Origin of the sequence: Paracoccus sp. PARArs4 (assembly GCF_947311865.1) — a bacterium.
GTDB classification, from domain to species: domain Bacteria; phylum Pseudomonadota; class Alphaproteobacteria; order Rhodobacterales; family Rhodobacteraceae; genus Paracoccus; species Paracoccus zeaxanthinifaciens.
In genome coordinates this window covers 53,188-71,149 of the sequence record NZ_CAMZMW010000011.1, presented here as the reverse complement: position 1 = coordinate 71,149, position 17,962 = coordinate 53,188, and the positions used below count along the sequence as shown (strand labels likewise).

General features: G+C 67.8%; 18 protein-coding genes and 1 tRNA gene. 10 read left to right on the top strand and 9 right to left on the bottom strand.

What is annotated here, in order from left to right; genetic code table 11:
- Positions 1-108: 108 nt before the first annotated feature.
- From typA to QMZ16_RS10755, 4 genes are all read right to left on the bottom strand, one after another.
- A complete protein-coding gene (gene typA, locus QMZ16_RS10770) occupies positions 109-1,929 on the bottom strand; it encodes a translational GTPase TypA (RefSeq protein WP_022707609.1) in 1,821 nt (606 codons plus the stop codon).
- A 162-nt stretch (positions 1,930-2,091) separates the two neighbouring features.
- A complete protein-coding gene (locus QMZ16_RS10765; protein WP_022707610.1) occupies positions 2,092-2,262 on the bottom strand; it encodes a hypothetical protein in 171 nt (56 codons plus the stop codon).
- Positions 2,263-2,272: 10 nt separating this feature from the next.
- Positions 2,273-3,028 carry a TIM barrel protein gene (locus QMZ16_RS10760; RefSeq protein WP_282603249.1) on the bottom strand — a complete coding sequence of 252 codons (756 nt, stop codon included), beginning with the start codon at positions 3,026-3,028 and terminating at the stop codon, positions 2,273-2,275.
- Positions 3,028-3,573, bottom strand: coding sequence for a DUF1285 domain-containing protein (locus QMZ16_RS10755; RefSeq protein ID WP_282603248.1), 546 nt, complete (start codon positions 3,571-3,573; stop codon positions 3,028-3,030). Before QMZ16_RS10755 ends, QMZ16_RS10760 begins: the two co-directional genes overlap by 1 nt.
- Positions 3,574-3,636: 63 nt before the next feature.
- Between QMZ16_RS10755 and QMZ16_RS10750 the strand changes: the two genes are divergently transcribed.
- The 8 genes from QMZ16_RS10750 to lpxB all read left to right on the top strand — a co-directional run bounded on the left by QMZ16_RS10750 (position 3,637) and on the right by lpxB (position 13,651).
- On the top strand, positions 3,637-4,644 hold the full coding sequence (locus QMZ16_RS10750) for a MoxR family ATPase (RefSeq protein WP_282603247.1): 1,008 nt from the start codon (positions 3,637-3,639) through the stop codon (positions 4,642-4,644).
- Positions 4,641-5,513, top strand: coding sequence for a DUF58 domain-containing protein (locus tag QMZ16_RS10745; RefSeq protein ID WP_282603246.1), 873 nt, complete (start codon positions 4,641-4,643; stop codon positions 5,511-5,513). Before QMZ16_RS10750 ends, QMZ16_RS10745 begins: the two co-directional genes overlap by 4 nt.
- The gene (locus tag QMZ16_RS10740; protein ID WP_282603245.1) at positions 5,513-8,221 is read left to right on the top strand and encodes a DUF4159 domain-containing protein; all 2,709 of its coding nucleotides are present in this window, start codon (positions 5,513-5,515) and stop codon (positions 8,219-8,221) included. Before QMZ16_RS10745 ends, QMZ16_RS10740 begins: the two co-directional genes overlap by 1 nt.
- Entirely contained in the window at positions 8,218-10,296 is a 2,079-nt protein-coding gene (locus tag QMZ16_RS10735; protein ID WP_282603244.1) for a hypothetical protein, read from the top strand. Before QMZ16_RS10740 ends, QMZ16_RS10735 begins: the two co-directional genes overlap by 4 nt.
- Positions 10,297-10,354: 58 nt before the next feature.
- Positions 10,355-10,834, top strand: coding sequence for a 3-hydroxyacyl-ACP dehydratase FabZ (gene fabZ, locus QMZ16_RS10730; protein WP_022707617.1), 480 nt, complete (start codon positions 10,355-10,357; stop codon positions 10,832-10,834).
- Positions 10,827-11,615 (top strand): acyl-ACP--UDP-N-acetylglucosamine O-acyltransferase, encoded by a 789-nt coding sequence (lpxA, locus tag QMZ16_RS10725; RefSeq protein ID WP_282603243.1) that lies wholly within the window; start codon positions 10,827-10,829, stop codon positions 11,613-11,615. The genes fabZ and lpxA overlap by 8 nt, the downstream gene beginning before the upstream one ends.
- Positions 11,612-12,433, top strand: coding sequence for a UDP-2,3-diacylglucosamine diphosphatase LpxI (gene lpxI, locus QMZ16_RS10720; protein WP_282603242.1), 822 nt, complete (start codon positions 11,612-11,614; stop codon positions 12,431-12,433). Before lpxA ends, lpxI begins: the two co-directional genes overlap by 4 nt.
- A gap of 63 nt (positions 12,434-12,496) precedes the next feature.
- Positions 12,497-13,651, top strand: coding sequence for a lipid-A-disaccharide synthase (lpxB, locus tag QMZ16_RS10715; protein WP_282603241.1), 1,155 nt, complete (start codon positions 12,497-12,499; stop codon positions 13,649-13,651).
- Here the strand turns inward: lpxB and QMZ16_RS10710 are convergent.
- On the bottom strand, positions 13,635-13,982 hold the full coding sequence (locus QMZ16_RS10710; RefSeq protein ID WP_282603240.1) for a RidA family protein: 348 nt from the start codon (positions 13,980-13,982) through the stop codon (positions 13,635-13,637). The genes lpxB and QMZ16_RS10710 overlap by 17 nt on opposite strands.
- A 112-nt stretch (positions 13,983-14,094) precedes the next feature.
- Between QMZ16_RS10710 and QMZ16_RS10705 the strand changes: the two genes are divergently transcribed.
- The gene (locus QMZ16_RS10705; protein ID WP_282603239.1) at positions 14,095-14,556 is read left to right on the top strand and encodes an MmcB family DNA repair protein; all 462 of its coding nucleotides are present in this window, start codon (positions 14,095-14,097) and stop codon (positions 14,554-14,556) included.
- Here QMZ16_RS10705 and QMZ16_RS10700 read toward each other — a convergent pair.
- Positions 14,537-14,749 carry a DUF6324 family protein gene (locus QMZ16_RS10700; RefSeq protein WP_282603238.1) on the bottom strand — a complete coding sequence of 71 codons (213 nt, stop codon included), beginning with the start codon at positions 14,747-14,749 and terminating at the stop codon, positions 14,537-14,539. The two genes, QMZ16_RS10705 and QMZ16_RS10700, sit on opposite strands and share 20 nt — an antisense overlap.
- 102 nt (positions 14,750-14,851) lie before the next feature.
- Between QMZ16_RS10700 and QMZ16_RS10695 the strand changes: the two genes are divergently transcribed.
- Positions 14,852-14,928, top strand: a tRNA-His gene (locus tag QMZ16_RS10695).
- Positions 14,929-15,006: 78 nt separating this feature from the next.
- Here the strand turns inward: QMZ16_RS10695 and QMZ16_RS10690 are convergent.
- Genes QMZ16_RS10690 through QMZ16_RS10680 form a run of 3 tightly spaced genes read right to left on the bottom strand, consistent with a single transcriptional unit; the run spans position 15,007 to position 17,940 of the window.
- The gene (locus QMZ16_RS10690) at positions 15,007-16,026 is read right to left on the bottom strand and encodes an oligopeptide/dipeptide ABC transporter ATP-binding protein (RefSeq protein ID WP_282603237.1); all 1,020 of its coding nucleotides are present in this window, start codon (positions 16,024-16,026) and stop codon (positions 15,007-15,009) included.
- The gene (locus QMZ16_RS10685; RefSeq protein WP_022707625.1) at positions 16,023-17,033 is read right to left on the bottom strand and encodes an oligopeptide/dipeptide ABC transporter ATP-binding protein; all 1,011 of its coding nucleotides are present in this window, start codon (positions 17,031-17,033) and stop codon (positions 16,023-16,025) included. Before QMZ16_RS10685 ends, QMZ16_RS10690 begins: the two co-directional genes overlap by 4 nt.
- A gap of 1 nt (position 17,034) precedes the next feature.
- On the bottom strand, positions 17,035-17,940 hold the full coding sequence (locus tag QMZ16_RS10680) for an ABC transporter permease subunit (RefSeq protein ID WP_282603285.1): 906 nt from the start codon (positions 17,938-17,940) through the stop codon (positions 17,035-17,037).
- Positions 17,941-17,962 lie beyond the last annotated feature (22 nt).

Here is a 17,962-nt window from a genome sequence, read left to right as displayed (position 1 = left end):
GCCCGATTAATAAATTATAACGAATGTGTGAAAATGTGCGATCTGTCCAAATGGACAGATCAGGAATTGCGGCCCGATAATGATCGGGCCGCAATTATTATCCCGCGATCAGGCGTCGCTGCGCGCCTGGCGCTTGCGCTCGTGCGGGTCCAGGAACCGCTTGCGCAGGCGGATGTTCTTGGGCGTCACCTCGACCAGTTCGTCGTCGTTGATATAGGCGATGGCCTCTTCCAGCGACATGCGGACCGGCGGCGTAAGGCGGACGGCCTCGTCCGTGCCCGAGGCGCGGACGTTGGTCAGCTTCTTGCCCTTCAGCGGGTTCACTTCCAGGTCGTTGTCGCGCGAGTGCTCGCCGATGATCATGCCCTGGTACACCTGCTCCTGCGAGCCGATGAACATCTTGCCGCGATCTTCCAGGTTCCACAGCGCATAGGCGACGGACACGCCGTCCTCCATGCTGATCAGGACGCCCTGGCGACGGCCCTGGATGGCGCCCTTGAAGGGGGTCCAGCCGTGGAAGATGCGGTTCAGCACGCCGTTGCCGCGCGTGTCGGTCATGAATTCGCCGTGATAGCCGATCAGGCCGCGCGAGGGCACATGGGCCACGATGCGGGTCTTGCCGACGCCTGCGGGGCGCATGTCGACCATCTCGCCCTTGCGGTCGCCGGTCAGCTTCTCGATCACGACGCCGGTATAGTCGTCATCGACGTCGATGATGACTTCCTCGACCGGTTCGATACGCTCGCCGTTCTCCTCGCCGAAGATCACGCGCGGACGGCTGATCGACAGCTCGAAGCCCTCGCGGCGCATGTTCTCGATCAGGACGCCCATCTGCAATTCGCCACGACCCGAGACGACGAAGGCCTCGCCGCCGGGCGTGTCTTCGATCTTGATGGCGACGTTCGATTCGGCCTCTTTCATCAGGCGCTCGCGGATGACGCGCGATTGGACCTTGCTGCCGTCGCGACCGGCCAGCGGGCTGTCGTTGATGCCGAAGGTGACGCTGATGGTGGGCGGATCGATCGGCTGCGAGGGGATCGCGGCCTCGACCTCGGGGGCGCAGATGGTGTCGGCGACGGTCGCCTTGGCCATGCCTGCCAGCGTGACGATGTCACCGGCGACGGCTTCGTCGATGGGCTGCTGGGTCAGGCCGCGGAAGGCCAGGACCTTGCTGATGCGGAACTGCTCGATCCGCTGGCCGTCGCGCGACAGCGCCTTGACGGTGTCGCCGGCCTTGGCGCGGCCGGCCTCGACACGGCCGGTCAGCAGGCGGCCCAGGAAGTTGTCGGCGCCAAGCGTGGTCGCCAGCATCTGGAACGGCTCGTCGGCCTTCTCGACCTGCTTGGGCGGTTCGACATGCTTCAGGATCAGGTCGAACAGGGCCGACATGTCCTGGCGCGGACCTTCCAGGCTGTCATCGCACCACCCGCCGATGCCCGAGGCATAGAGATGGGGGAAGTCCAGCTGCTCGTCGCTGGCGCCGAGGTTGGCGAACAGGTCGAACACGTCGTTCAGCGCCTCTTCGGGTTCGGCGGCGGGCTTGTCGACCTTGTTCAGCACCACGATGGGACGCAGGCCAAGCGCCAGCGCCTTCGAGGTCACGAATTTCGTCTGGGGCATCGGGCCTTCGGCGGCATCGACCAGCAGGCAGACGCCATCGACCATCGACAGGATGCGCTCGACCTCGCCGCCGAAATCGGCGTGGCCCGGCGTGTCGACGATGTTGATGCGCGTGCCTTTCCATTCGACCGAGGTCGCCTTGGCGAGAATGGTGATCCCACGCTCGCGCTCGATGTCGTTGCTGTCCATGGCGCGTTCTGCCACGGCCTGGTTCTCGCGGAACGCCCCGGATTGCTTCAACAGCTGGTCGACCAGGGTGGTCTTGCCGTGGTCGACGTGGGCGATGATTGCGATGTTGCGGATATCCATAAGGGGCCTTCCTTGCGCTTCGCGGCTGGCCCTAGCCGATAAGAGGCCCCATTACCAGTACGCAAATGAAATGCCGCCACGTGTTGCGGAAAACGTCACAAATGCGAACGGGCGCCACCGGGGCGCCCGTATTCTGTGCAGTGCCGTCTGAAGGGTCGCTGTTCAGCGAAGGCCCAGAAAGGACAGGATGAACAGGACGATCACGACGAGGCCGACGATATAGATGATGGAATTCATAAGCTTGGCTCCTGCTGGTTCTTCGGGGTCGCCGCCCTCTGCGGCATTCTGACATCTGCTGGCGAAACGACGCAGGATCGCGCGGGGTTCCCGCATCCGGTGCAGATCAGCCCGCGTTCAGCCACCCAAGACCCGCTTCGGTGTTGCGTTCCGGCACGTATTCCGCGCTGACCCACCCCTTGTAGCCATGATCGTCCAGCGCCTCGAAGAAGGCGGGGTGGTCGAAATCGCCGCCCACCGGTTCGTGGCGGTCGCCCGAACGCCCGATCTGCACATGACGGACATAGGGGGCAAGCCGCCGCCACGCGGCCAACCCGTCGCCCGTGATCCGCTGCGCGTGATAGCTGTCGAACTGCAGGCCCAGATTGGGCGCCCCGATCCGGTCCAGAACCTCGATCGCGGTGTCGAAATCGTGCAGGAAATAGCCCGGGTTGTCCTGCAGGTTCATCGGCTCGATCGTCAGGCTGGCATGGGGCGCACGCTCGGCCGCCCAGGACAGGTTCGCGACGAAGGTCTCCATTGCGTCGTCGCCATCGGCCTTGCCGGCCATGATGTGGATGTGCCGCGCCTGCAGCGCCCGCGCGACGCGCAGGCTGCGTTCGAAGTCGCGGCGGAAACGTTCTTCGAGGCCGGGGATCGCCGCGAAGCCGCGCGGTCCTCCGGCCCAGTTCGGGGGCGGCGCGTTCAGCAGGACGAAATCCAGCCCCGCGGCCTTGCAGGCGCGCGCCAGTTCTGGCGCCGCGGTGTCATAGGGGAACAACACCTCGGCGCCCGTGAAGCCCGCCTCGGCCGCGGCGGCAAAGCGGGCGGGCAGGGGCATCTCGGTGAACAGCATCGTCAGGTTCGCGGCGAAACGCGGCATCACGTCTCCAACGGGAAGAACGCGCCGCCCGAATGCAGGCCCAGCATGCCATCCGGCCCCGGCTGCGCCGCCGCGGCAAGGCGGTAGAACGTCTTGCGGTCGATGAGCGCCTCCAGACCCCGACGCACATGCACATAGGGGCGCGGTTCGTGATCGGTGCCGCGCAGGATGATCGGGTTTTCGGCATCCGCGACGACGCTGTCGCCGATATTCGTCGTGAACTCGATCCGGTCGGGCGCGATCTCGGCATCGACGGCGATGAAGGGCGCGTCCTCGACGGTGATGCCGACCTTCTCGACGGGGGTGACCAGGAAGAAGCGGTCATCCTCTCGTTTCAGGATCGAGGCGAACAGCCGGACCAGTGCGGGGCGGCCGATGGGCGTGCCTTCGTGCCACCATGTCCCGTCGGCGCGGATCTGCATGTCCATCTCGCCGCAATAGGGCGGGTTCCACAGATGCACCGGGGGCAGCCCGCCCTTCGACGCCTTGCTGGCAGCCGCGGCAAGGCCCTCGGCACTCACGCTTTTGTCACCGTTATCGGGCATTCGATCTGGTCGCCCCCCTTCTGGTTCCCTATGCTCTTCCTAAAGCAGCGGAAGGACCTTGTCATGATGTCGGACGATATTCTGGTGCAGGAAGTCAAGTCTTTGACCGATAAAATGGTTTCGGCCCGCACCAGCGTCGAGCGTCGCTTCGTCGGCCAGCACGACGTGGTCGAGCAGGTGCTGGCCGCGATCCTGTCCGGCGGACACGCGCTGCTGGTCGGGCAGCCCGGCCTGGGCAAGACGATGCTGGTCGATACGCTGGCGACGGTGATGGGGCTGGACAGCCAGCGCATCCAGTTCACGCCGGACCTGATGCCCGCCGACATCCTGGGGTCCGAGGTGCTGGACACGATGCCCGACGGCAGCCGCGCCTTCCGCTTCATCGAGGGGCCGGTCTTCACCCAGCTTCTGATGGCCGACGAGATCAACCGCGCCAGCCCCCGCACGCAATCCGCGCTGCTTCAGGCGATGCAGGAACGCGAGGTGACCGTCAGCGGGCAGCACCGCGCGCTCGGGCGGCCGTTCCACGTGCTGGCCACCCAGAACCCGATCGAGCAGGAGGGTACCTATCCGCTGCCCGAGGCCCAGCTGGACCGGTTCCTGCTGCAGGTCGATGTCGGATACCCGGATCGCGACACGGAACGAGAGATCCTGCTGGCCACCACCGGCGTCGAGCAAGGCGCGGCCCATGCGGCCTTCACCCCCGACGAGCTGATCGCGGCTCAGCGCCTGATCCGCCAGATGCCGGTCGGCGAAACCGTGGTCGAGGCGATCCTGGACCTGGTGCGGCTGTGTCGACCCGAGGCCCCCGAGGCCGCAAGCTTCGTACGCGATGCGCTGCTGTGGGGTCCGGGGCCGCGTGCCGCGCAGGCGCTGATGCTGGTGACGCGGGCGCGTGCGGTGCTGAACGGGCGCTTTGCCCCGACGGTGGAGGACGTGGCCGCAATGGCGGCGCCGGTCCTGCGGCATCGCATGGCGCTCAGCTTTGCGGCGCGGGCGCGGGGCGACAGCGTGGACGGCATCATCGCGCAGCTGGTCGACGACCGCTTCGGGGGCCGTCACGCGGCATGAGGCAACCGATCGTCCAGGATGCACCGCAGCTGCGGGCCGAGGCCGAGGCCGCCTCGGGCCATCTGCCCGCGCTGATCCTTGCGGCTGAAAGGCTGGCCGCGATGGTCGCGCCCGGTGCCCACGGCCTGCGCCGCGCCGGTCCGGGCGAGGATTTCTGGCAATATCGCCCCGCATCTTCGGGCGACGGGCTGCGGGCCATCGACTGGCGCCGCTCGGCCCGCTCGGACGCGGAATTCGTGCGCGACCGCGAGGCCCAGACCGCCCAGAGCGCGGCGATCTGGATCTCGGGCGGGCAGGGGATGCGCTATGCCGGCGACGGGCGCGACAGCAAGCTGCAGCGCGCGCGGCTGATCGCGCTGGCGCTGTCGATGCTGCTTCTGCGCGGAGGAGAGAAGGTCGCCCTGCTGGGCCAGCCCGCGCGGGCCGGGCGACTTCAGGCCGACCGCATGGCCGAGGCGCTTCTGGCCGATGCCCCGGGTGATGCGGCGCAGGCATCGGCGCTGCGTCCGCAGGGGCGGGTCATCCTGATCTCGGACTTTCTGACCGATCCGGACTGGCTGCCGGGGTTTCTGGACCATGCGGCGGGGATGGGGGTGCGGGGGATCGCCGTGCAGATCCTCGACCCCGACGAGGCGCATTTCCCCTTCGACGGCGCGGTCGATTTCCGTGACATGGCAGGCGGACAGCGTCACCTGTCGCGCGATGCGGGATCGCTGCGCGAGGCGTATCTTGCGCGCCTGAACGAGCGGCGCGAATGGCTGGCCGACCAGACGGCCCGCCGCGGTTGGCAGAGCGATTGCCACGTCACCGACGAAGATCCGGCCACGCGGCTTGCCGCATTGTGGTCCGCGCTTGGCGGAGGGCGCTGATGCTGCTTCTGGGGCCGCTCGGCTTTGCCGCGCCATGGGTTCTGACCGCGCTGATCGCGCTGCCGGTGCTGTGGATGATCCTGCGCGCGACGCCGCCCGCACCGCGCCGCGTCGTCTTTCCGGGCGTGGCGCTGCTGCAAGGGCTGCGCGATCACTCGCCCGTCGCGCGGCGTACGCCCTGGTGGCTGCTGCTGATGCGCCTTGCCGCGATCGCGGCGCTGATCCTGGCCTTTGCCGCACCCATCTGGCGCCCTGTCGCGACCGTTCGCGGCGATGCGCCACTGCTGGTCGTCATGGATGCGGGCTGGCAGGCGGCACCCGACTGGTCGGGGCGGCAGGCGCGGGCGGAACGCGCCTTGGCGGATGCCGCGGCCGAGGGGCGGCCCGCAGCCCTTCTGATGGCCGATGGCCGGGACGAGCCCCTGACCCTGCAGCCAGCCGACAGCCTTCTTTCGGCGCTGCGTGCGGCGCGTCCCGCCTCGTGGCCGACCGCGCTGCCGGGTGATCCGACGGCGATCCTGTCCGGCCTGGACCGGCTCCAGACCCTGTGGATCACCGATGGCGCGGATCATCCGACCCGTACCGATTGGCTGCGCGCGCTGGCGGATCGCGGTCCGGTGACGGTCGTGCCGCCTGCGGGATTGCCGCCCAGCCTGACGCTCGGGGCAGATGGCGGTCCCTCGCTTCTGCTGCACAATTCGGATTCCGAAGTTCTTGCCATCGGCCCCGACCCGCAGGGCCTGCAACGCGAACTGGCACGCCTGACGCCGGGCGATAGGCAGCCCGACGGTGCCCGCATCATCCCCATCGACCTTCAGCCCGAACTGCGCAACCGCATCACGCGCTATGTCATCGACGGCCAGTCCCATGCCGGTGCCATCGTGCTGACCGACGACCGCCTGCGCCGGCGCAAGGTCGCGCTGGTCGGCCAGCCCGATGCCCAGGCCGAGGCGCAGGAACTGCTGTCCCAGATGCACTATATCCGCGAGGCGCTGGCCCCCGACGCCGATCTGGTCGAGGGTGCCTTGGGCGACGTGCTGGACGCCGCGCCCGACGTGGTGATCCTGGCCGATCAGGTCCAGCTGGCCGAGATAGGAGAGCTTGCCGAATGGGTCGATGCGGGCGGGCTGCTGATCCGGTTCGCGGGGCCGCGCATGGCCGCCTTCGACGGTCTTGCGCAGGAGCCGCTGCTGCCCGTGACGATGCGGCAGGGCGGTCGCGACATCGGCGGCGCCCTCAGCTGGGGAGAGCCGCGTGCCATCGCGGCCTTTCCGCCCGAAGGTCCCTTCGCGGGCCTGACGCCGCCATCCGAGGTGACGGTCCGCGCGCAGCTGATGGCCCAGCCCGCCCCCGACCTGGCCGAGCGTGTACTTGCGCAGCTGGACGATGCGACGCCGCTGGTGACGCGCAGCCGGCTGGGGCAGGGTCAGGTCGTGCTGTTCCACGTCACCGCCAATCCCGATTGGTCGAACCTGCCGCTCTCGGGTCTCTTTCCGCAGATGCTGGGGCGGCTGGTCGATACGGCGCGGGCGCAACCCTCACAGCTCGATACCACCGCCGAGAGGCCCAGCTTCTGGTCCGCAGCCTCGGTCATCGACGGGTTCGGCGTGGCTGACGACCCCGAGGGCGTCGCGCCCGTGGCGGATCGCGCGATGGCCGATGGACCGGCCTTCGGGCGCCCCGCGGGCATCTATGCCGCCGGAGAGCGCAGGCAGGCGCTGAACGCCGGTCGCGCGCTGGTGGCTGCCCAATGGCCCGGCGCGACGGTCGAGGCGGCGGATCGGGGGCAGGGTCGTCCGCTGGCCGCGTTCCTGATCGCCCTCTCCGCGCTGCTGATGGCGCTGGATGCGGCAGGCTCGGCCTGGATCGCGCGGGGTGGCAAGGTCGTCGCGCTGGTGCTGGCGGCATTCCTGACCGCGCCCGAGGCCCATGCGCAGGACCTAAACCCCGAGATCGTCCGCGCCGCGCAGGAGGTTGCGCTGGCCTATGTCCAGACCGGCGATGACGGGATCGACACGACCTCTCTTCAAGGACTGCGCGGCCTGACGGCGGCCCTGCGGCAGCGCAGCTCGGTCGAGCCCGGGGAACCTGTCGCCGTGGATCTGGACCGCGACGATCTTGCGCCGCTGGTCTTCCTCTATTGGCCGGTCACGGCGGATCAGCCGGCACCGTCGCCGCAGGCTTATCTGCGGCTGAACGCGTTCCTGCGTTCGGGCGGGATGATCCTCTTCGATACGCGGGACGGCGATCTGTCGGGTGTCGGCGGACCTGACATGTTGGACGCGCTGCAGCGGCTGGCCGCACCGCTGGACATTCCGCCCCTGGCGCAGATCCCCGATGACCACGTGCTGACGCGCACCTTCTATCTTCTGGACGAATTTCCGGGCCGCTGGCAGGGCGGCACCCTGTGGGTCGAGGCCGCGCCCATCGCGCAGGACGCGGGGGATGCGCCCTTCCGCAGGCTGAACGACGGCGTGACGCCCGTGGTGATCGGCGGCAATTCCTGGGCCGAAGCCTGGGCCATCGACGATGACGGCTATCCGGTATTCCCCATCGGCCAGGGCTGGCAAGGCGAGGAACAGCGCGAGACCGCCCTGCGCTTCGGAATCAACCTGATGATGTATGTCCTGACCGGAAATTATAAATCCGATCAGGTGCATGTGCCCGCATTGCTCGAAAGATTGCGGGCCGAGGAGGTGGGTCGATGACCGAACTGCGCTTCGATCCGGCGCTGCCCTTGTGGGTCATCGCCGCGCTGGCGGCGCTGGCGGTCGTCGTGGCGGGATTCGCGCTGTGGCGCGGGCTGCGCGGCTGGGCATGGCGCGGGCTTGCGGGCCTTGCCGCCGCGCTGGCAATCGCCGGACCGGCCATCGAGGTCGGCACGCGGGCGGGACTGTCCGATATCGTGATCCTGATCGAGGACCGCTCGGCCAGCCAACGCCTGCCGGGCCGACGGCAGCAGACGGATGCGGCGGCCGAGGCTGTTGCTGCGGGCATCGCGGCCCTGCCGGGGACCGAGCTGCGCCGCGTCACGCTTGGCGATGATCCGGACGGCACGATGCTGGGCCAGTCCATCGCCCGCGCCGTCGCCGCCGAACCCGAGGCCCGGCTGGCCGGTGTCATCGCGATCACCGATGGCCGCCTGCACGATCCGTCGATGCTGCCCTCGAACCTGCCCGCGCCCGCGCATGTGCTGTTGACCGGACGGCCGGACGACTGGGACCGCCGCCTGGTGATCGAGGAATCCCCCGGCTTCGGACTGATCGACGAAGAGGTCCGCATCAGCCTGCGGATCGAGGATCAGGGCCGCGTCCCCGCCGACATGCAGCAGGGCAGCGTGCCCCTGCGGATCTCGGTCGACGGAGAGACGGAGCAGGTCTTTGCCGTGCCGCTGGACAGCAGCCTGCAACTGCCGGTCACGCTGCGCCATGCGGGCCAGAACGTGATCCGCCTTGCCATCGACGCCGTTGATGGCGAACTGACCGACCGCAACAACGCGGCGGCCATCAGCATCAACGGGGTGCGCGACCGCCTTCGCGTGCTGCTGGTCTCCGGTGAACCGCATGCCGGTGAAAGAACCTGGCGCAACCTGTTGAAATCGGACGCTTCCGTCGATCTGATCCATTTCACGATCCTGCGCCCGCCCGACAAGTTCGACGGGGCCGCGGTGACCGAGCTGTCGCTGATCGCCTTCCCGACACGAGAACTGTTCCTCGAACGGATCGACGATTTCGACCTGATCATCTTCGACCGATACCGCGTGCGGGGGATCCTGCCGCAGCAGTATTTCGACAACATCGCGCGCTATGTCGAGGATGGCGGCGCGATCCTCGTGGCGGCCGGCCCCGAGATGGCCTCGGTCGAGAGCCTGAACCTCTCACCCCTGGGGCGCATCCTTCCGGCCGAGCCGACGGGCCGGATCATCGACACGCCCTTCCAGCCGCGCCTGACCGACGAAGGGCTGCGCCATCCGGTGACCGCCGATCTGCCGCAGGGCGGGACCGATCCCGACTGGGGCCGCTGGCTGCGCATGGCCGAAATGCAGCCCGATCCCGACGCGCAGGTCGTCATGACCGGAACCGAGGATCGTCCCCTTCTGGTCATGGACCGCGTGGGCGAAGGGCGCGTCGCGATGCTGGGCTCCGACCAGGTCTGGCTGTGGGGGCGCGGCTTTGACGGGGGCGGGCCGCAGCAGGAATTGCTGCGCCGGATCGCTCATTGGTCGATGAAGGAGCCCGAGCTGGAGGAAGAGACCCTTCTGGCCGAGATCGACGGCCTCGACATGCGGATCATCCGCCGCAGCCTGTCCGAGGGTGTCGACCCCGTCACGGTGACGCTGCCCGACGGATCCGTGCAGCAGCTGACGCTGACACCCGACGGGCCTGGCCGCTTCGTCGCGGATTGGCGGGCGGATGAACCCGGCCTCTATCTGCTGCAAGAGGGCGATCTGCGCCGCGTCGTGGCGCTTGGTCCCGCCGCGCCGAAGGAATTCGAGGAAACGGTTGCCGATGCGCCCCTGATGGCCCCGCTGATCGAGGCATCGGGCGGCAGTGTCACGCGCCTGTCGGACGGCATCCCGGACCTGCGGCAGGTGCGCCCCGGGCGCAATGCCTCGGGGCAGTCGCTTGGCGGCCCGTGGATCGGGATCACCCCGCGCGATGCCGCAACCGTGACCGGCCTCGAACGGCGCCCGCTTCTGCCGGGATGGGCGTGGCTTCTGCTGATTTCCGGCCTGATCCTGACGGGTTGGCTGGCCGAAGGACGACGCGGGCGAATGGCGTAAAGCTTGCCATCCGCCCCCCCGATTGGTAACCGGATCGAAACCGCCCGAAGGAATGCAAATGGCTGACGACACGCCCAATCCCGCCCCGACGACCCATGCGGACCTGTCGCTGATCAAGCGGATCATTCCGCACCGCTATCCTTTCCTGTTCATCGACAAGGTCCGCGACATCGTCGCCCATGAAAGCGGCGTGGGCATCAAGATGGTCACCAACAACGAGCCGCACTTCCAGGGGCACTTCCCGGACGAGCCGATCATGCCGGGCGTCACCATCATCGAGGCGATGGCCCAGACCTCGGCGGTGATCGTCGGCGTCAGCATGAACATCATCGACAAGCCGCTGGCGACCTATTTCATGGGCATCGATAAGTGCAAGTTCCGCCGCATGGTGGTTCCGGGCGACGTGCTGGAGCTGCATTGCCGCGCGCTGCGTGGTGGCGGCAAGATCTGGAAGTTCGAGGGCAAGGCGATGGTCGACGGCCAGCTCTGCGCCTCGGCGGAATTCACGGCCATGATGGCGTTGAAGGCCGATGGCTGATCTGATCCATCCAAGCGCGGTGGTCGATCCGGCCGCCCGCATCGGGCAGGGGGTCGAGATCGGCCCGTTCTGCGTGGTCGGCCCCGAGGTCAGCCTGGCAGATGGCGTCGCGCTGAAATCGCATGTCGTCGTCACCGGCAACACCTCGATCGATGAGGAGACCATCGTCTTTCCCTTCGCCTCGATCGGGGAAGTGCCGCAGGACCTCAAGTTCAAGGGCGAGCGCACGCGGCTGGAGATCGGCAAGCGCAACCGCATCCGCGAGCATGTGACCATGAACCCCGGCACCGAAGGCGGTGGTGGCGTCACCGTGATCGGCGATGACGGGCTGTTCATGGCGGGCAGCCATGTCGCCCATGATTGCCATATCGGCGACCGCGTGATCCTTGTGAACCATGCATCGGTCGCGGGGCACTGCGTGCTGGGCGACGACGTGATCGTCGGCGGGCTGTCGGGTGTCCACCAGTGGGTGCGCATCGGTCGGGGCGCGATGATCGGGGCGGTGACGATGGTGACCGCCGACGTGATCCCCTTCGGCCTGGTGCAGGGGCCGCGCGGCCATCTGGACGGCCTGAACCTTGTCGGGCTCAAGCGCCGCGGCGCGACGCGTGCGGATATCTCGGCACTTCGGGAGATGCTGTCCACGCTGTCGCAAGGTTCGTTCCGCGAAACCGCGCGTGCCCGTGCGGATCAGGATATGGGCGCGATGGAGCGTGAGGTCCTCGACTTCATCCTCGGCCCCTCGGATCGCAGCTTCCTGACACCGGCACGCCCCGCATGAGCAGGACGGCCATCATCGCGGGCCGGGGGGCGCTTCCGGCGATCCTTGCCCGCGCCATCGACGATCCGCAGGTCTATGCGCTGGAGGGTTTCGAGCCCGATGGAATAAAGGCGACCCCGTTCCGGCTGGAACGGCTGGTGCCCTTCCTTGATCACCTGCATCAGGAACGGATCGACCGCGTGGTCTTTGCAGGCGCGATCCAGCGCCCGCGCCTCGATCCCGAAAGCTTCGATCAGCGCACGGCGATGCTGGTCCCGCGCATTCTGACGGCGATGCAATCCGGCGACGATGCGGCCTTGCGCACGGTCCTCGACATTTTCGAGGAAAACGATCTAAGCATTTCTTCTGCAAGTGAAATAGCGCCAGATCTTACGCCCGACGAGGGCGTGATCGTGGGCGAGGTCACCACTGCCGACCGCCGCGACGCAGCGCTTGCCGCCCGGATCGTCGAGACCCTCGGGCCGCTGGATGTGGGCCAGGGCGCCGTCGTCGCACAGGGCCTTTGCCTTGCGATCGAGAGCCTTCCGGGAACGCGGGCGATGCTGGAATTCGCAGGGCAGCACACGCATCTGCGTCCCCGCGCAGACGGGGCAAGGGGCATGCTGTGGAAGGCACCCAAGCCCGGGCAGGACCTGCGCATCGACATGCCGACCATCGGTCCCGATACCGTGGACCAGGCGGCGGAGGCCGGTCTTGGCGGGATCGCGTGGCAGGCGGGCAAGGTGATCCTTCTGGATCGCGACGAATCCGTGCGCCGTGCCGAAGCCGCAGGCATCTTCCTGTGGTCGGCCGGTCCCTTTGACGGCCAGCAGGGCTGAGGGGCTGGCCCGGGTCCGCCGGGCTGGTCCATTCATGAAGGCGAAGGCAGCAGGGCGGACGACATGCGTTACTTTCTGATCGCGGGCGAGGCCTCGGGCGACCAGCTGGGTGAGGCGCTGATGGAGGGGCTGGCGCAGCTGGACCCGGACGCGCAGTTCATCGGCATCGGCGGGCAGGGCATGACCGCCCGCGGCATCGACAGCATCTTTCCCATGGACGAGCTGAGCCTGATGGGCATCTGGGAGGTGCTGCCGAAATACCGCCACCTCCGGCGCCGGATCTCGCAGACGGCGCAGGCCGTCCTGGACAGCGGCGCGGATGTGCTGATCACCATCGACAGCCCCGATTTCTGCCTGCGCGTGGCGCGGCTGGTCAAGGAGGCGCGTCCGGACATGCGCGTCGTCCATTACGTCGCGCCGTCGGTCTGGGCATGGCGCGCGGGCCGCGCGGCCAAGATGGCGAAGGTCGTGGACCACGTTCTGGCCATCCTGCCGTTCGAACCGCCGCTGATGCAGGCTGCCGGCATGACCTGCGATTTCGTGGGCCATCCGGTCGCCACCTGGAATGTCGCTGGCCCCGACGATGCGCAGCTGTTCCGCAGCCGCCACGGGATCGCGCCCGATGCGCCGGTGGTGCTGTGCCTGCCCGGCTCTCGCAGGTCCGAGGTCTCGCGCCTCGGCGCCCGCTTCGACGAGGCGCTGATGCGCCTGCGCGACCGTGTCCCCGAGATCCGCGTGGTGCTGCCGACCGTGCCCGGTGTCGCCGGCATGGTGCGCGACATGACCCGCCGCTGGCCGACCGCCCCCATCGTCATCGAAGAACGGCAGGAGAAACGTGCGGCCTTCGCGGCGGCCGATCTGGCGCTTGCGGCGTCGGGAACGGTCAGCCTGGAGCTGGCCGCGCACCGGGTGCCGATGGTGATCGGCTATGACATGGCGCCGCTGTCGCGCCTGATCGTGGGGATGCTGCTGCGCACGGATACGGTGACCCTGGTGAACCTGGTCAGCGAGACCCGCGTGGTGCCGGAATTCCTTGGGGGGCGATGTCAGCCCGGACCGCTGGCCGAGGCGCTTCAGGCCGCGCTCGAGGATCCGAAGGCCCGCAATGCCCAGCTGGACGCGATGGATCTGACCATGGACCGTCTGGGCAAGGGGGGTGAGGCGCCGGGCCTTCGCGCGGCGCGCTCGGTCATTCAGGCGATCACAGGACCGCGGTGACGATGATCTCGACCTTGTAGTCGGGGGTCGCCAGCGCCGATTCGCCGGTCGCGCGCGCGGGTGCGTGATTCTGCGGGACCCACGCGTCCCAGACGGCGTTCATTTCCGCGAAGTCGGACATGTCGGCCACCCAGATCTGGGCCGAGACGATCTTGGTCTTGTCGGTGCCTGCATTCGCCAGCAGCTCGTCGATCTGCGACAGGATCGCCTTGGTCTGATCGGTCACCGAGGTGCCGGGTTCGCCGACCTGGCCCGCAAGAAAGACGAAGCCGTTGGCCACGACCGCCTGGCTCATGCGCTGGCCGGTCTCGAAACGCTGGATGTCGGTCATCCTGTTCTCCTGATAGTAGGCCGGGCACGTCCCGGCGGGCGGACGCTAGCCGTGGCGGGGGATCGCCGCAAGGCGGGTTGCGGGCGTTGCTGGTTTGTTCTAGAGTTTCTGCATGCAGATTGACCAGACGATGCCCGCGATGCCGGGGCAGCGGCTTGCCCGCGGGACGGGCCGCCTGCTGCGCAGCCTGGACCACGCCGTCCTTAGCGAGTTCACGCCCGTGCGCGGGCTGCGCGTCGATGTGATCAGCCTTGGCCCCAAGGGCGAATTGTGGATCGTCGAATGCAAGAGCGGACGCGCGGATTTCCGGTCCGACCGCAAGTGGCAGGGCTATCTCGACTGGTGCGACCGCTATTTCTGGGCGGTGGACCGCGATTTCCCGACCGAGCTGCTGCCCGAGGATACCGGCCTGATCGTGGCCGACGGATTCGGCGCCGAGATCATCCGCATGGCGCCCGAGGCGAAGCTGGCGCCTGCGCGCCGCACCAGGGTGCAGCGCGATTTCGCACGCGCCGCGGCGCTGCGCCTTCAGGGGCTGACCGATCCCGAGGGGATCAGCGCTTCGGCTTCTTAGCGCCCTTGCCGGTCATCAGCTGGGCAGCCTCGACGGCGGCCATCAGTTCCTCGGCGATCTCGGTCGCTTCCTCGGGGTCGAAATCCATCGGAAGGTCGATTCCGTCGCCCTGGATGTAGATGCGGACCATCCCCTGATCCGTTGGGCCGACCTGCAGATTGGTCGAAACTTCGCTTTCGCTGTTGATACCCATGGCCTGTCCTTTCGCTTGGAAGAACTTTCTGTATCCGAACGTCATTTTCCGGGCAAGGAGGGCTTGCAACCATCTCGTGACAGGGCTAAAGACCCGCGCAGTGCCGCCTTAGCTCAGTTGGTTAGAGCGCTAGATTGTGGATCTAGAGGTCCCCCGTTCGAGCCGGGGAGGCGGTACCATCTTCCCCCAGATGTCCGGTTCATGTCCATCGCCGATGGATCACCCGCCACGCATGTCGCATGGCGGGCGTTCTTGCGTCAGGCGGCCTCTCCGCGGGCGCGCGCGATCTCGGCCTCGGTCAGGGGGCCGGGGAAGTGGCAGGCGGTCGCGTGGTCGTTGCCCATCAGCGCGGGCACCTCGGCGGCGCAGCGATCCGTGGCGCGCGGGCAGCGCGTGCGGAAGACGCAGCCCGAGGGCGGCGCCATGGGCGAGGGCAGGTCGCCCGTCAGCGGCACTATCGTCCTTGCGGTCTGGACCTCGGGATCGGGCACCGGCACCGCCGACAGCAGCGCCTGCGTATAGGGGTGCTGCGGATCGTCATAGAGCGCGGCGACGGGGCCCGTCTCCATCACCTTGCCAAGATACAGGACCATCACCCGGTCGCTGATATGTTTGACCACCGACAGGTCGTGCGCGATGAAGACCAGCGCCAGCCCCAGTTCCTTCTGCAGGCGGATCAGCAGGTTGATGACCTGCGCCTGGATCGAGACGTCCAGCGCGCTGACGGGCTCGTCGCAGATGATCAGCTTCGGCTCCACGATCAGGGCGCGCGCGATGCCGATGCGCTGGCACTGACCGCCGCTGAATTCGTGGGGATAGCGGTTGATCTGGTTCGGCAGCAGGCCGACCTTCTCCATCATCGCCTTGACGCGTTCCTTCACCTCGGACCCGCGCAGGCCGGGGCGATGCGTGCGCAGGGGCTCGGCGATGATCTGGCCCACGGTCATGCGCGGGTTGAGGCTGGCCAGCGGGTCCTGGAACACCATCTGGATGTCGCTGCGATAGCGCATCATCTGGCGCGGCGTCATGGCCAGCAGATCCTTGCCGTCGATCCATTCGGCCCGCCCCGTCGCGGGCGCAAGCCCGATCAGCGCGCGCGCCAGCGTGGACTTGCCGCAACCCGATTCGCCCACGACGCCAAGCGTCTCACCGGGTTTCAGGGTGAAATCGACGCCCGACACTGCGTGCAGTTCGCGCGGCTTGGCCCAGGGCATGTCGCCTTCGCGGCGGATCTGGAAGGTGACGCGCAAGTCGCGCACGTTCAGAAGATCGCTCATGCGAGGGTCTCCTTCTGTTGGGTGGTGGCGATGCGGCGGTCCAGAACCTCGGGGACGGGCGCAAGGCAGGCCCGCATGCGGTCGGGGGCGAACCCTTCCAGCGGCGGATCGACGACATCGCAATCGGGCCGCCGATAGGGGCAGCGCGGCGCGAAGGCGCAGCCCTTGGGCGGGCGGCTCATGTTGGGGGGCTGGCCCGGGATGGCGCGCAGCTCGTCCTCGTCCTGGTCGACGCGGGGGATCGCGTCCAGCAGCCCCTGCGTATAGGGATGCGCGGCCTCGGCGAACAGCGGACCCACGGGACCCGTCTCGCGGATGCGGCCGCCATACATGACGGCGACACGCTCGCACGAACCCGCCACGACGCCCAGATCGTGGGTGATCAGGATCATCGCCATGCCGAATTCGCGCTGCAGATCGGCCAGCAGCGTCATGATCTGCGCCTGCACCGTCACGTCCAGCGCGGTCGTCGGCTCGTCCGCGATCAGCAGGCTGGGGCGGCACAGCAGCGCCATGGCGATCATCACCCGCTGGCGCATCCCCCCGCTGAACTCGTGCGGATAGAGCCGCACGCGCCCCTTCGCGTCGGGGATCTTGACCGCGTCCAGCATTGCCACGGCCTCGGCCACGGCCTGCCGCTTGGACATGCCCTTGTGCAGGGTCAGCACCTCGGCCATCTGGTCGGACACCCGCATGTAGGGGTTCAGCGAGGTCATCGGATCCTGGAAGATCATGGCGATCTTCTCGGCCCGGATGCGGTTCAGCACCTTGGGCGGGGCGTTCAGGATTTCCTGCCCGTCGAAGGTGACGCTGCCGGTCGCGCGGCCGTTCTTGGCCAGCAGCCCCATCAGCGCGAAGGACAGCTGCGACTTGCCGCTGCCGGATTCCCCGACGATGCCCAGGGTCTCGCCCGGGGCGACATCGAGGTTGACGTCGTTGACCGCGCGCACCTCGGCGTCGTTGGTCTGGAAGCGGACCGAAAGGTCGCGGATTTTCAGAAGGCTCATCTCAGCGGTCCTTCGGATCGAGTGCGTCGCGCAGGCCGTCGCCCACGAAGAAGAAGCCGAACAGCGTGACGACGAAGAAGAACAGCGGGAAGGCAAGCTGCCACAGCGTCCCGTAGTTCATCGTCCCCGCACCTTCGGAAATCAGCGCGCCCCAGCTGGTCAGCGGCTCCTGCACGCCCAGCCCGAGGAAGCTGATGAAGCTTTCGGTCAGGATCATCAGCGGCACCAGCAGCGTCGCATAGACCGCGACGACGCCCAGCAGGTTCGGCACGATATGGCGGATGATGATCTTCCAGCCCGGCACGCCGGTGGCGCGGGCGGCCTCGATGAACTCTCGGTTCTTCAGGCTCAGCGTCTGGCCGCGGACGATGCGGCTCATGTCCAGCCAGGAAATCAGGCCGATGCCCAGGAACAGCATCGACATCGACCGCCCGAACATCACCAGCAGCAGGATCAGCACGAACATGTAGGGGATCGACATGAGGATATCGACCGTCCGCATCATCAACTGGTCCGTGCGCCCACCCACATAGCCCGCCGTTGCACCATAGAGCGTGCCGACGATCACCGCGATGGCCGCGCCCACGACGCCCACCATCAGGCTGACCTGCGTGCCCTGCACGACGCGGGCATAGAGATCGCGCCCCAGGTTGTCCGTGCCGAAATAATGCCCGCTGGCGATCGAGGGCTGCCCCGCCTGTGCCACCTGGCCCATGACGGCAAAGTCCAGCTCCTCGTTCGACCATTGGGCGAACTGGCCGCCGACGCCCGCGAAGATCGCCACCAGCACCAGGATCGTCAGGCCCAGCATCGCGGCCTTGTTGCGCAGGAACCGCTTGCGGGCGTCGGCCCAGGGGCTGCGGCCCTTCACCTCGTCCTCGACCATGCGGTCGGACAGGGATTGCATCTTGTGTTGATCGATGACCATG